Annotated in this window: 14 protein-coding genes; 11 read left to right on the top strand and 3 right to left on the bottom strand. The window is 62.4% G+C overall.

Annotation, left to right across the window (positions count from 1 at the left end; all coding sequences use genetic code 11):
* Nucleotides 1-10: 10 nt before the first annotated feature.
* Nucleotides 11-820, top strand: coding sequence for an enoyl-CoA hydratase (locus H1204_RS04565; RefSeq protein WP_180730065.1), 810 nt, complete (start codon nucleotides 11-13; stop codon nucleotides 818-820).
* A 6-nt stretch (nucleotides 821-826) separates the two neighbouring features.
* On the opposite strand, the gene H1204_RS04570 is transcribed toward H1204_RS04565, so the two are convergent.
* Complete coding sequence (locus H1204_RS04570; RefSeq protein WP_180730067.1) at nucleotides 827-1,702, bottom strand: alpha/beta hydrolase; 876 nt, start codon at nucleotides 1,700-1,702, stop codon at nucleotides 827-829.
* 238 nt (nucleotides 1,703-1,940) lie between these two features.
* On the opposite strand from H1204_RS04570, the gene H1204_RS04575 reads away from it, so the two are divergent.
* The 6 genes from H1204_RS04575 to H1204_RS04600 all read left to right on the top strand — a co-directional run bounded on the left by H1204_RS04575 (nucleotide 1,941) and on the right by H1204_RS04600 (nucleotide 8,298).
* On the top strand, nucleotides 1,941-2,975 hold the full coding sequence (locus H1204_RS04575) for a methionine ABC transporter ATP-binding protein (RefSeq protein ID WP_180730068.1): 1,035 nt from the start codon (nucleotides 1,941-1,943) through the stop codon (nucleotides 2,973-2,975).
* Nucleotides 2,965-3,618, top strand: a complete 654-nt coding sequence (locus H1204_RS04580; protein ID WP_180730070.1) for a methionine ABC transporter permease — start codon at nucleotides 2,965-2,967, stop codon at nucleotides 3,616-3,618. Before H1204_RS04575 ends, H1204_RS04580 begins: the two co-directional genes overlap by 11 nt.
* 28 nt (nucleotides 3,619-3,646) lie before the next feature.
* Nucleotides 3,647-4,447 (top strand): MetQ/NlpA family ABC transporter substrate-binding protein, encoded by an 801-nt coding sequence (locus tag H1204_RS04585; protein WP_180730071.1) that lies wholly within the window; start codon nucleotides 3,647-3,649, stop codon nucleotides 4,445-4,447.
* A gap of 245 nt (nucleotides 4,448-4,692) precedes the next feature.
* A complete protein-coding gene (locus tag H1204_RS04590; RefSeq protein WP_079482285.1) occupies nucleotides 4,693-5,442 on the top strand; it encodes an electron transfer flavoprotein subunit beta/FixA family protein in 750 nt (249 codons plus the stop codon).
* A gap of 26 nt (nucleotides 5,443-5,468) precedes the next feature.
* Nucleotides 5,469-6,404, top strand: a complete 936-nt coding sequence (locus H1204_RS04595) for an FAD-binding protein (RefSeq protein ID WP_035990082.1) — start codon at nucleotides 5,469-5,471, stop codon at nucleotides 6,402-6,404.
* Between the two features lie 103 nt (nucleotides 6,405-6,507).
* The gene (locus tag H1204_RS04600) at nucleotides 6,508-8,298 is read left to right on the top strand and encodes an acyl-CoA dehydrogenase (protein ID WP_180730073.1); all 1,791 of its coding nucleotides are present in this window, start codon (nucleotides 6,508-6,510) and stop codon (nucleotides 8,296-8,298) included.
* Between the two features lie 87 nt (nucleotides 8,299-8,385).
* Here H1204_RS04600 and H1204_RS04605 read toward each other — a convergent pair whose 3' ends face one another.
* Entirely contained in the window at nucleotides 8,386-9,708 is a 1,323-nt protein-coding gene (locus tag H1204_RS04605; RefSeq protein ID WP_346015737.1) for a D-amino acid dehydrogenase, read from the bottom strand.
* 130 nt (nucleotides 9,709-9,838) lie between these two features.
* Between H1204_RS04605 and H1204_RS04610 the strand changes: the two genes are divergently transcribed.
* Both H1204_RS04610 and H1204_RS04615 read left to right on the top strand, forming a co-directional pair.
* Complete coding sequence (locus tag H1204_RS04610) at nucleotides 9,839-10,327, top strand: Lrp/AsnC ligand binding domain-containing protein (RefSeq protein WP_042314521.1); 489 nt, start codon at nucleotides 9,839-9,841, stop codon at nucleotides 10,325-10,327.
* 110 nt (nucleotides 10,328-10,437) lie between these two features.
* The gene (locus H1204_RS04615; protein WP_180730076.1) at nucleotides 10,438-11,583 is read left to right on the top strand and encodes a PA0069 family radical SAM protein; all 1,146 of its coding nucleotides are present in this window, start codon (nucleotides 10,438-10,440) and stop codon (nucleotides 11,581-11,583) included.
* Between the two features lie 8 nt (nucleotides 11,584-11,591).
* On the opposite strand, the gene H1204_RS04620 is transcribed toward H1204_RS04615, so the two are convergent.
* The gene (locus tag H1204_RS04620) at nucleotides 11,592-12,059 is read right to left on the bottom strand and encodes a TM2 domain-containing protein (protein WP_079500198.1); all 468 of its coding nucleotides are present in this window, start codon (nucleotides 12,057-12,059) and stop codon (nucleotides 11,592-11,594) included.
* A gap of 400 nt (nucleotides 12,060-12,459) precedes the next feature.
* On the opposite strand from H1204_RS04620, the gene rpsP reads away from it, so the two are divergent.
* The gene (rpsP, locus tag H1204_RS04625) at nucleotides 12,460-12,714 is read left to right on the top strand and encodes a 30S ribosomal protein S16 (protein ID WP_006476550.1); all 255 of its coding nucleotides are present in this window, start codon (nucleotides 12,460-12,462) and stop codon (nucleotides 12,712-12,714) included.
* A 94-nt stretch (nucleotides 12,715-12,808) separates the two neighbouring features.
* Entirely contained in the window at nucleotides 12,809-13,513 is a 705-nt protein-coding gene (rimM, locus tag H1204_RS04630) for a ribosome maturation factor RimM (RefSeq protein ID WP_180730078.1), read from the top strand.
* Nucleotides 13,514-13,526: the final 13 nt, after the last annotated feature.

Raw genomic sequence — 13,526 nt, forward strand, 5'->3', positions numbered from 1 at the left:
CCATCACATCATGAGTGCAGACGCAGCGGCTCCACTGATCGAAATCACGCAAGACGCTTATGACCTTCGGGGCGTCGTGCGTCTCACGCTGAACCGTCCCAATGCGTTCAATGCGCTTTCCGAGGCGCTGCTCGACCACATGCAGACGCATCTCGCCGACATTGCGAAGAGCGACGCGCGCGTCGTCGTGATCGCGGGCGCGGGCCGCGCGTTTTGCGCTGGGCACGATCTGAAGGAAATGCGCGCGGCGCCGTCGCTCGATTACTACCAGTCGCTGTTCGCGCGCTGCACGAAAATGATGCTCGCGATCCAGCGCCTGCCGCAGCCGGTGATCGCGCGCGTGCATGGCACGGCGACGGCGGCGGGCTGTCAGCTCGTCGCGATGTGCGATCTCGCCGTTGCCGCGGATACCGCACGCTTCGCCGTGTCGGGTGTCAATCTCGGGCTGTTTTGCGCGACACCGTCGGTGCCGCTGTCGCGCAATCTGTCGCGCAAGGCCGCGCTCGAAATGCTGCTGACGGGCGACTTCATCGACGCAATGGCGGCGAAGCAACAAGGCCTCGTGAATCGCGTGGTGCCGCTCGACATGCTCGATGCCGAAGTCGCCGCGCTCGCGAAGGGCATTTGCGCGAAGCCGCGCGCGGCTGTCGAAGCAGGCAAGGGCCTGTTCTACCGGCAGCTCGAAATGGGCATCGAAGCCGCGTATCAACTGGCCGGGCAGACGATGGCCTGCAACATGATGGACGAGTCGGCGCTCGAAGGCGTGCAGGCGTTCATCGAAAAACGGCCGCCCGACTGGCCGCACACGTCGGGCCGTTAGGCCGGCTTATTCCGACCGCTTCAGAATCCACGCGACGAGCGCGTCGATCACGCGCTCGCGGTCGAGATCGTTCATCGTCTCGTGATAGCTGCCCTCGTAGAGCGTCAGCGTCTTGTCGGGCGAACCGGCGTGCGCGCCGAAGTCTCGGCTGCCGTTGGGCTCGGTGAGTTCGTCGGCCGTGCCGTGCCAGATCAAAAGTGGTGTGCGCAAGCCCGCGCGGCCCTGTTCGATGCGCTGCATCGCGAGCAGCAGCTCGGCGCCCGTGCGCGCGGGAATCGCGCCGTGATGCACGAGAGGATCGTTGCGGTTCGCGTTGACCACGCTCGGATCGCGCGACAGCAGCGCCGCGTCGATTTTCATGGCCGGAAAGCTGGGCCACGCGCGGCTGATCTTCTGGCTCAGCGCCAGCATCCAGCGCGGCACGTCGCGGCCCGGCGCGAGCGCGGGACTGGACAGGATCAGTCCGTTCAAATGGCGTCGTTGCGTCGCCGGCTTGTCGATCGCGTAAAGCGCCGCGATTGCGCCACCCATGCTGTGGCCTATCAGGAACAACGGGCCGTCGTTGCGGGCGGCCTCGGTGACGAGCGCGTCGGCATCGAGCAGATACTCGTCGAAGCGTTCGATCCATGCGCGCCGGCCCGGCGCATCGCCGTGTCCGCGCAGATCGATGGCGATCAGTTCGATCCCGTTCGCATTGAGTGCTTGCGCGAGCGGCGCATACCGTCCCGCGTGCTCGGCGAGACCGTGGACCAGCGCGACCGTCGCGCAACGCAGCCCCGCCGCGCGCCAGCGATAGAGCGGCAGTTCGAGGCCGTCGCGCGTCAGGGTCACCGTCCGTTCGGGGTTGCGCGCGGCGGAAGCGGTGGCTTGGGAGGTCTCCATGAGCAATCGTCCGATGTTTTCTGAGTCCGCTCGATCATAGCGGCATGCGCATGACCGTTCGCATCGATTGAAACGGAGCCATCCTCTAATTCCGCTGTGTTATGAAAGATGACGAATTGATTATTAAAGGATATGACACGGCTGCGGTAAAATTGTCGGCTCAAATCCCAATAAAAGTCACGGCGGCGGGTGCCCGGGGCGTGCAACGCTCGATGGCAAGTCCGCCGTTTCGTTTTTCATGATCGAACTACGCAACCTATCGCAGCGTTTTCCTGGGCCACGGGGCTGGATCGAAGCGCTGCACAACGTCAATCTGTCGATTCCTCGCGGTCAGGTGTTCGGCATCATCGGACGCAGCGGCGCGGGCAAGAGCACGCTGGTCCGCACGATCAACCTGCTGACACGCCCGACGGAAGGCAATGTCGTCATCGACGACCGCGATCTCACGACCATGCCCGCCGCGCAACTGCGCGAGGCGCGCCGCGAGATCGGCATGATTTTCCAGCACTTCAATTTGCTGTCGTCGCGCACGGTGTACGACAACGTCGCGCTGCCGCTCGAACTGGCCGGCATGAAGCGCGCGGAGATCGAGGCGCATGTGCTGCCGCTGCTCGATCTGGTCGGCCTGTCGGCGCAGAAGGACCGCTATCCGTCGCAGATCAGCGGCGGGCAGAAGCAGCGTGTCGGCATTGCCCGCGCGCTCGCGAGCAAGCCGAAAGTGCTGCTTTCCGATGAAGCCACGTCCGCGCTCGACCCCGAAACGACGCGCGCGATTCTCGACCTGCTCAAGCGCATCAATCGCGAATTGAAGCTGACCATCGTGCTGATTACGCACCAGATGGAAGTCATCAAGCAGGTGTGCGATCGCGTCGCAGTGCTCGACAACGGCCGCGTGGTCGAAGAGGGCAAGGTCATCGACGTGTTCCTGCAACCGCACCACGAAGTCACGCGCGCGCTGATCGGCGACGTGATCGCGCAGGAGTTGCCGCCTGCGATGAAGGCGCGCGTCGCCGAGCGCCTGAAGACGGGCAGCGGCCATCTGCTGCGGCTCGCGTTCACGGGTTCGGGCGTCGATCAGCCGATTCTCTCGGAGACGATCCGCCGCTACGAACTGGACTTCAACATCCTGCACGGCCAGATCGACGAGATCCAGGGGCAGGCGTTTGGCTCGCTCGCGGTGCTCGCGGGCGGCGAACCGGCGAAGGTGGCGCAGGCGCTGACGTATCTGCGCGAACAGGGCGTGGTGGTCGAGGAGTTGTCGTATGTTGAGTGAAATGTTCGATATGTTCGTGCAGTCGTTCTGGGAGACGCTGATCATGGTCGGCATCTCGGGGCTGATCGGCGCGGCCGTCGGCCTGCCGCTCGGCGTGCTGCTCTATCTGACCGACCGCCAGGGCGTGCTGCAGAACATCGCCGCCAATCGCGCGATGGGCGTGGTCGTTAACGCCGTGCGCTCGACGCCGTTCATCATTCTGTTGGTCGCGGTGATTCCGTTTACGCGCCTCGTGGTTGGTTCGTCGATCGGTACAGCGGCGGCCGTCGTGCCGCTGACGATCGCCGCTGCGCCGTTCATCGCGCGTCTTGCCGAGACGGCATTGCGCGAAGTCGATCGCGGGCTGATCGAGGCAGCGCAAGCGATGGGCGCGACCGCCTCGCAGATCGTGTTCAAAGTGCTGCTGCCGGAGTCGCTGCCGGGCATCGTCGCGGGTCTGACGATCACGTTTGTCTCGCTGGTCGGCTATTCGGCGATGGCGGGTGCGATCGGCGGCGGCGGTCTGGGCGATCTCGGCATCCGTTATGGGTATCAACGTTTTCTGCCGGAAGTGATGGTGACGGTCGTGGTGATTCTGATCGTCTTCGTGCAACTGGTGCAGTCGTTCGGGGATTGGCTCGTGCGTCGTTTGAGCCACAAATAAACATATTGAATAAGACAAAGGTTTGGTCATGCAACGTCGTTTCATTCTGAAGGCAGCAGCCGTGCTGGGCGCGGCATCGCTCTTTGGCGCATCATCGCTCGCATTCGCCGACGAATCGATCAAGGTCGGCGTGACGGGTGGCCCGCACGCGCAAATCATGGACGTCGTGAAGACGGTCGCAGCGAAGAACGGCCTGAACATCAAGATCATCGAGTTCTCGGATTACGTGCAGCCGAATGCGGCGCTCGCGGGCGGTGACCTCGACGCGAACAGCTATCAGCACGACCCGTATCTGCAGGCGCAGGTGAAGGACCGCGGCTACAAGCTGATCAAGATCGCCGACACCGTGACCTACCCGATGGGCATCTATTCGAAGAAGGTGAAGACGCTGGCCGAACTGCCGGCGGGCGCGAAGATCGCCGTGCCGAACGATCCGACCAACGGCGGCCGCGCGCTGCTGTTGCTGCAAAAGCAGGGCTTGATCAAGCTGCGCGCCGACGCGGGCCTGAAAGCGACACCGCTCGATATCGCCGAGAACCCGAAGAAGCTGAAGATCGTCGAACTCGATGCCGCGCAGATTCCGCGCTCGCTCGGCGACGTCGACGCTGCCGCGATCAACACGAACTTTGCGATGGAAGCCGGTCTGAAGCCGAAGCAGGACGCCATCGCGATCGAAGATCCGAAGGGTCCCTACGTGAACGTCATCGCGATTCGCGAGGCGGACCGCAACAAGCCGTGGGTGGCGAAGCTGATCGCGGCTTACCACTCGCCCGAAGTGAAGCAGTTCATCGAAAGCAAGTTTGGCGGCGCGGTGATCACGTCCTGGTGATCCGGAGTTGCGCCGCGTTATGTGGTGATGCGCGGCGCGTTGGACCGTGTTGTCTGAAGAATTGGTGGGAACCCGGGCTTGGCGTCCGGGTTTTTTTAGATATAGAATAGCACGACCGTTCGCTATTTCCGTCATCCCGTCGGGGAGCGATATCCTCAACACCAAGCAATCCCGGAGCGGCTGCCGCAGAGCCTGTCGCTATAATGTCCGTCGGGTTGACGTATTCGTAACTTTGGAGCGTGTGCATGAAAATCCTGGTGCCAGTCAAGAGAGTGGTTGACTACAACGTGAAGGTCCGTGTGAAGTCGGACAACACGGGCGTCGACATTGCGAATGTGAAGATGTCGATGAATCCGTTCGACGAAATCGCCGTCGAAGAAGCCGTGCGTCTGCGCGAAGCGGGCGTGGCGACGGAAGTGATCGCTGTGTCGGCGGGCGTGACGCAATGTCAGGAAACGCTGCGCACGGCGCTGGCGATCGGTGCGGACCGCGCGATCCTGATCGAATCGGGTGAAGACCTGCAACCGCTGGCCGTGGCGAAACTGCTCAAGGCGCTGGTCGACAAGGAACAGCCGCAGCTGGTGATTCTCGGCAAGCAGGCCATCGACGACGATTCGAACCAGACGGGCCAGATGCTCGCTGCGCTGGCGAATCTGCCGCAGGCGACGTTTGCATCGAAGGTTGTCGTGGCGGATGGCAAGGCGACGGTGTCGCGTGAAGTGGATGGCGGCGCGGAAACGCTGTCGCTCACGCTTCCGGCTGTGATCACGACCGATCTGCGCCTGAACGAGCCGCGCTACGTGACGCTGCCGAACATCATGAAGGCAAAGAAGAAGCCGCTCGAAATCGTGAAGCCTGAAGACCTGGGCGTCGATGTCACGCCGCGTCTGAAGACGCTGAAGGTCAGCGAGCCGCCGAAGCGCTCGGCTGGTGTGAAGGTGGCCGATGTGAAGACGCTGGTCGAGAAGCTGAAGACCGAAGCCAAAGTGCTTTGATCGACGGACACGCGGAGACGAATGAAATGACGATTCTGGTAATTGCTGAACACGACAACGCGGCGCTGAAGGCAGCGACGCTCAATACGGTTGCTGCCGCGCAGAAGATCGGTGGCGACGTTCATGTGCTGGTGGCGGGTCACAACGCGCAAGGCGCGGCGGATGCCGCCGCGAAGGTGGCGGGCGTGGCGAAGGTGCTGCTCGCCGACGCGCCGCAACTGGCCGCTGGCCTCGCGGAAAACGTCGAGGCGACGGTGCTGAACATCGCGAAGGATTATTCGCACATCCTCGCGCCGGCGACGGCCTACGGCAAGAACATCGCCCCGCGTATCGCGGCAAAGCTCGACGTCGCGCAGATCAGCGACATCACGGCGGTTGATTCTGCCGATACGTTCGAGCGCCCGATCTACGCTGGCAACGCCATCGCGATCGTGCAATCGGCTGATCCCATCAAGGTCATCACGGTGCGCTCGACGGGCTTTGATCCCGTTGCAGCGGAAGGCGGCAGCGCATCGGTCGAGAAGATCGAAGCGGCAGCCGATACGGGCATCTCGCAGTTCGTGAGCCGTGAAGTGACGAAGCTGGATCGTCCGGAACTGACGTCGGCGCACGTCATCGTGTCGGGCGGTCGTGGTCTGGGCAGCGGCGAGAACTACACGAAAGTGCTGGAGCCGCTGGCCGACAAGCTTGGTGCGGCAATGGGCGCATCGCGCGCAGCCGTCGATGCTGGCTACGTGCCGAACGACTATCAGGTCGGTCAAACCGGCAAGATCGTCGCGCCGCAGTTGTACATCGCGGTCGGCATTTCCGGCGCGATCCAGCATCTGGCGGGCATGAAGGACTCGAAGGTGATCGTTGCCATCAACAAGGACGAAGAAGCGCCGATTTTCAGCGTCGCGGATTATGGCCTCGTCGGCGATCTGTTCACCGTCGTGCCGGAGCTGGTGAAGGAACTCGGCTGATAAAGCGATACGCCGCCTGACGGCGCACGACCGCAAAGCGAAGAGGCGCCAGGATGTTGAATCCAGCGCCTCTTTTTTCATCGGAGTCAGGGAGGAGACACTCATGAGCTACACGGCACCCATCAAGGACATGATGTTCGCGATGCAGGAATTGGCCGGACTGGATGACATCGCAGCGCTGCCCGGTTTTGAAGATGCGAACGCTGAAACCGCACAAGCCGTGCTCGAAGAATCCGCGAAGCTGTGCGGCGAAGTGCTGGCGCCGCTGAACGTCGAAGGCGACAGGAACCCGAGCAGCTGGAAAGACGGCCACGTCACGGCCACGCCCGGTTTTGCCGATGCGTTCCGCCAGTTCGCCGCAGGCGGCTGGCAGGGCGTGCAGCATCCCGTCGAATATGAAGGCCAGGGCCTGCCGAAGCTGATCGCGACGGCGTGTATCGAGATGCTGAACGCGTCGAACCTGTCGTTCGCGCTGTGTCCGCTGCTGACGGATGGCGCGATCGAGGCGCTGCTCACGGCAGGCACGGAAGCGCAAAAGCAGACCTATGTGCCCAAGCTGATTTCCGGCGAATGGACGGGCACGATGAATCTCACCGAGCCGCAAGCCGGCTCCGATCTCGCGCTGGTGCGCACACGCGCCGAGCCGCAGGGCGATGGTTCGTTCAAGCTGTTCGGCACGAAGATTTTCATCACGTGGGGCGAGCACGACATGGCGGACAACATCGTCCACCTCGTGCTCGCGCGCACGCCGGATGCGCCTGAGGGTGTGAAGGGCATTTCGCTGTTCGTCGTGCCGAAGTTCCTCGTCAACGAGGACGGCTCGCTGGGCGAGCGCAATGACGTGCACTGCGTGTCGATTGAACACAAGCTCGGGATCAAGGCGAGCCCGACGGCCGTTCTTCAGTTCGGCGATCACAGTGGCGCAATCGGTCACCTGATCGGCGAAGAAAATCGCGGCCTCGAATACATGTTCATCATGATGAACGCGGCGCGTTTTGCGGTGGGCATGCAGGGCGTGGCCATATCGGATCGTGCGTACCAGAAGGCTGTGGCGTACGCGAAGGACCGCGTGCAGAGCCGGCCAGTGGATGGTTCCGCGAAGCAGGCCGTATCGATCATTCACCATCCCGACGTACGACGCATGCTGTCGACGATGCGCGCGCTCACGGAAGGCTCGCGCGCATTGGCGTACGTCGCGGCGTCGCACAGCGATCTCGCGCATCGCCATCCCGACGAAGCGAAGCGTGCCGAGCATCTCGCGATCTATGAATACCTGGTGCCGATCGTGAAGGGCTGGAGCACGGAGCTTTCCATCGATGTGGCGAGCCTTGGCGTGCAGGTGCATGGCGGCATGGGCTTCATCGAGGAAACGGGCGCGGCGCAGTATTACCGCGACGCTCGCATCCTGCCGATCTACGAAGGCACGACGGCCATCCAGGCGAACGATCTCGTCGGCCGCAAGACGGTGCGGGACGGCGGCGCGGTCGCGAACGCACTGCTTGCCCAGATTGCACAGACGGTCGAAGCGCTGAAACAGCACAAGGGCGCTGCGTTCGAGTCGATGCAAAAGCATCTGTCGCTTGGACATGACGCACTGCAATCGGTCGTGGCGTATGTCGTCGCGAATACGAAGCGCGATCCGAATGCGGTATTTGCAGGCAGCGTGCCGTATCTGAAGCTCGCGGGCATCGTGCTGGGCGGGTGGCAGATGGCGCGCGCGATGCTGGCCGCGCAAGAGAAACACGCGCAAGACCCCTCGTTCTACAGCGCGAAGATCGCGACCGCGCAGTTCTTCGCAGAACATCTGCTGCCGCAGGCGGTGGCGCTGGAAGCGTCGATCACCGGCGCGAAGGGCGGCGAGGGCGTGCTCGCGCTGTCCGAGGACCAGTTCTGACGACGCTCGATGCGCGTCGCGTCGAAAACCAAAGCAGAAAAAACAACGGCGCCGAGAGGCGCCGTTGCTGTATCTGGAAGACGCGAATCAGGCGTAAGCCGGACGCGTCTGCCCCGTCGTTTCGCCGAGATAGCGATGCACCGACAGATCGCCCGACTGGATCGCCGGACGCTTGCCCGAAATCAGGTCGGCGAGCAGTTGGCCCGAGCCGCACGACATCGTCCAGCCGAGCGTGCCGTGTCCCGTGTTCAGGAACAGGTTCGACACGGGCGTACGGCCGACGATCGGCGTGCCGTCCGGCGTCATCGGGCGCAGGCCCGTCCAGAACGTCGCCTTCGACGTATCGCCGCCACCCGGGAACAGATCGTTCACGCACATTTCCAGCGTCTCGCGACGCGCCTGCTTCAGCTTCTTGTCGAAGCCCACGATCTCCGCCATCCCGCCGACGCGAATCCGGTCGTCGAAACGCGTAATCGCGATCTTGTACGTCTCGTCGAGCACCGTCGACACGGGCGCCGACTTTGCATCGACGATCGGCGCGGTGATCGAGTAGCCCTTCAGCGGATACACGGGAATCTTGACGATGTCCGACAGGAACTTCGTCGAGTACGAACCAAGCGCGACGACGAAGCTGTCCGCACGCACCATCTCGCTGCCGCACTTCACGCCGGCGATGCGCTCGCCTTCCATCGCGAGTGCGTCGATCGGCGTGTTGTAGCGGAACTTGACGCCCAACTGTTCGGCGAGCGCGGCGAGGCGCGTCGTGAACAGCTGGCAGTCGCCCGTTTCGTCGCCCGGCAGGCGCAGGCCGCCCGTCAGCTTGTGCGCCGTCGCGGCGAGCGCGGGTTCGGCGCGCGCGAGGTCGCCCGGCATCAGCAGTTCGTACGGCACGTTCGCTTCCTCGAGCACGGCGATGTCCTTCGCCGCGCTATCGAGTTGCTGTTGCGTGCGGAACAGTTGCAGCGTGCCGCCCGTGCGCCCTTCGTACTGGATGCCCGTTTCGGCGCGCAGCGCCTGCAGGCAATCGCGGCTGTATTCGGCGAGACGCACCATGCGGCCCTTGTTGACGGCATAGCGCGCGGACGTGCAGTTCTGCAGCATCTGCCACATCCATTGCAGCTGGAATTGCGTGCCGTCGAGGCGGATAGCGAGCGGCGCGTGCTTCTGGAACATCCATTTGACGGCCTTCAGCGGCACGCCCGGCGCGGCCCACGGCGCGGCGTAGCCGGGCGAAATCTGGCCGGCGTTGGCAAAGCTCGTTTCGAGCGCAGGGCCCGCTTCGCGATCGATCACCGTGACTTCATGACCCGCGCGCGCAAGATAATAGGCAGTCGTTACCCCAACGACGCCACTGCCCAGAACGACAACTCGCATAGCTGCTCCATAAAGGTCGGAAGGCCGCGGCGTGATGGAAAACCTCGTTTTTTCGTGCTTTTGTTCGATTGACGAGGTGATTTGCCGAATGCCTAGTGTTAACCGCTATACTATTTGCGTCGAGGTAGGTTTTGTTATCGTATTTTTCAGATTTTCAGTAAAAACTATGCGTACACAGCGTCAACCGATTCGAGCGCTCGACAAACTCGATCACAAGATCCTGAAAATCCTCCAGCAGGACGGCCGGATCGCGATGAAGGAACTGGCTGAACAGGTGGGTCTTTCGGTGACGCCGTGCATCGAGCGCGTCAAGCGCATGGAGCGCGACGGCGTCATTACGGGCTATCACGCGCGCGTGAATCCGGCGGAGCTGGGCGCGGCGCTGCTGGTGTTCGTCGAGATCACGCTCGATCACAAGAGCGGCAACATGTTCGACCAGTTCCGGCGTGAAGTGCAGAAGATTCCCGAGGTGCTCGAATGCCATCTGGTGTCGGGCGATTTCGACTATCTGATCAAGGCGCGCATCGGCGAAATGGCGGACTACCGGAAGCTGCTCGGCGACATCCTCTTGCAACTGCCGGGCGCGGTGCAGTCGAAAAGCTATGTCGTGATGGAAGAAATCAAGGAAACGCTGAATATTGCTGTAGGCGAATGACGCTTATGGCGAGGTTGGCGGGCGGTTGACCCGGCCCCGAAAGTCATGCTCGACAAACGCGCTGAATACTGTATATTTATACAGTATTCAGCGCTGCTTTGACGTGTGCCGTGACAGACTACGACCGAGACATTTCCGAATTTCCAATCGCGCCGCCTGCTCCGCGCAAGGGGCGGGGCGCGGTCACGAACCTGCAGGGCCGCTACGAAGTGGACCAGCGCGAGACCGTCGACGATGGCTGGATCGCGCCGTCGGAAGAGGAAAGCGGCCGTCCCGCGTTGCGCACGCAGATATTCGAGGAGCGCGCGAAAAGCATTCTCACGCACAACCAGTCGCCGGATATTCCGTTCAGCGTGTCCCTGAATCCGTATCGTGGTTGCGAGCATGGCTGTATCTATTGCTTCGCGCGGCCAACGCACAGCTATCTCGGCTTGTCGCCAGGGCTCGACTTCGAAAGCCGGATCTACGCGAAGGTCAACGCGCCCGAACTGCTCGCGCGCGAAATGGCGAAGAAATCCTATGTGCCAGAACCCATTGCACTGGGCGTGAACACGGATGCATGGCAGCCCGTCGAGCGGGACCTCCAGCTCACGCGGCGCGTGATCCAGGTCATGAGCGAGCACAACCAGGCGTTTGCCGCGATCACCAAGAACTCGCTGATCGAGCGCGATATCGATCTGCTTGCGCCGATGGCCGAAAACGGGCTAATGATGGCGGCCATCACTATCACGACGCTCGACGCCGATATTGCTCGCACGCTAGAGCCGCGCGCTGCCACGCCTGCGCGACGGCTCAGGACGATCCGCACGTTGAGCGAGGCGGGCATACCGGTGGGTGTGAGCATTGCGCCCGTGATTCCGTTCGTCACCGATCAGGATATGGAGCGCGTGCTGGAAGCCTGCGCGGAAGCGGGGGCGACGAGCGCGAGCTATATCGTGCTGCGTTTGCCTTGGGAGGTGGCGCCGCTCTTCAAGGGCTGGCTCGAAGCGCATTTCCCCGACCGCGCCGAGCGAGTGATGAACCGCGTGCGCGATATGCGCGGGGGCAAGGACTACGACTCGTCGTTTTCGACGCGCATGAAGGGCGAGGGGCTATGGGCTGATCTGCTCAAGCAGCGCTTTGCAAACGCAGTGCGGCGGCTTGGTTTGAATGCGCGCAATCACGGCATTCTCGATATGTCGCATTTCAAGCGTGTCGAGTTGCTCAAACCGCTTAAACCGGCTACGCCCGACACGCCTCAATTGAGTCTTTTCTGAGCGCGGCCTTATTGCGAGATCGCTTTTGCGGCCTCGACCTGAGATTCGAAGTAGGTCTGGAACGACAGCGCGAGTCCCGTCATCAGCAGGAATGCGCCGATCAGCAGCGAAAAGATCACGACGAAGATGACGGTCCAGCCGGAGCGGCTCTGCTGGTCGGTGTGCGCGTTGAACTGGGCGTCCCATTTTTCGTCGGGGCGCAGGCCGTAGACGATCGCCGCGAGGAAAGCCGCCAGCATCGACACGGCGCCGGGAAAGGCGAGTACCCAGCCCATGATCGCGGCGCGCTCGGTAGCGGCCAGCAGCATGAAGCCGGGAATGCCGATGATCGTTCCAACGAGATGCGCCCAACCCCACACGTCGCGCAAACCGTACAGATAAAAGCGGTGCGCGCCGAGCGTGCCGAAGAAGAACGCGAGCGCGGCGGTAAGGGTCTTGGAGCGAAAGCGCGAGTTATGCGTAGCGACGGTGGCCATGAACGTGAGCGACAGGGTGACGGGCGGCTTCGGAGGCTGCGGATCCAGCGTACAGCCGACGCGCATTCTACGCCGGCCTCATTGCACGCGGCACTTGTGGAGACTTATGCCGGCATTCCGCGGCGGTCCGGCGCGAAGTGCTTTTGACACGGAAACGGCGGCGCAGCGTGGCATCCGCGCGACGGTGCCCGGGGAAACAGGGAAAACAGCCGCCAGCAAGCGTTTCATGGCATCTCCACGCGGCTTATACGGACTAATCTCGAGCTGGCAAGCACGGCGTTGAGTCCTGGCTACGGCCTCGCGGCTCAGTTTATCCCGCTAAGTGTTTGTTGTGCTTTCGGTTTCCGGCTATAATCGCGTGTTTCAGTAGTTTCGAACCCCGGTTTTCAAGGATTCTAGTATGGTCATCATCCGCTTGGCTCGTGGCGGCTCGAAGAAGCGCCCTTTCTACAACATCGTCGCAACCGATTCGCGTAACCGTCGTGACGGCCGCTTCATCGAGCGCGTTGGTTTCTACAACCCGGTCGCTACGAAGGGTGAGTCGCTGCGTATCGCTCAAGACCGCTTGACGTACTGGCAAGGCGTTGGCGCGCAATTGTCGCCGACCGTCCAGCGTCTGGTGAAGGAAGCGCAAAAGGCGCAACCGGCTGCTTAAGTGCAGTTTTACGGTACATCGCCGGCTCGTGCGGCAGTGGTTCTGCGCGAGTCGAGGTGTGCAGGTTTGACGTATGCAGGCTTGAGGTTCGCTGATGTCGGAGCGTGATTCGGATAGTTCAGGACGCGCAAAGGCGAAAGCAATGCCTGGCGCGCGGGCGTCGTTTGGCGCGTTTGTTCGCAAGCCGGTCGAACGGTCTGTTGCGAATGCCGCAACGGCTGCAGTCGCGCAGGAAATGCAGGCTGAATCGGCCGAAAGCTGGCCCGACGACGCCGTCGAAGTCGGCGCAATTGTCGATGCATACGGTCTCAAAGGCTGGGTGAAGGTGGCCGCGCATGCAACTGGCGGTCAAGGCGGCGACGCCTTGCTCAGCGCCAAACGCTGGTGGCTCGAAAAGGGCCGCGAGCGCAAGTCGGCGCCCCGCCTGCAGTCCAAGGTTCATGGCGACAGTATCGTTGCGCAACTCGGCGGCCTGTCCGACCGAGATGCTGCATTCGCGATGCGTGGTCATCGCGTCTACGTGCGCCGCAGCGATTTCCCTGCGCTGGGAACCGACGAATTTTACTGGGTCGACCTGCTGGGCCTCGATGTTGTCAACGAGGCAGGCGTCGAACTCGGCAAGGTCGCAGATCTGATCGACAACGGTGCGCAGTCGGTGTTGCGCATCGAGTATCCGGCTACTGGCAAAGACGGCGAGCCGGTCACAGGCGAGCGCTTGATCCCGTTCGTCGGCGTCTTCATCAAAACGGTGGATCAGGCGGCGAAGAAGATCATCGTCGACTGGGAAGCCGATTACTAAAACATTTCGCTTC

The organism is Paraburkholderia sp. PGU19, from assembly GCF_013426915.1.
Taxonomy (GTDB): Bacteria; Pseudomonadota; Gammaproteobacteria; order Burkholderiales; family Burkholderiaceae; genus Paraburkholderia.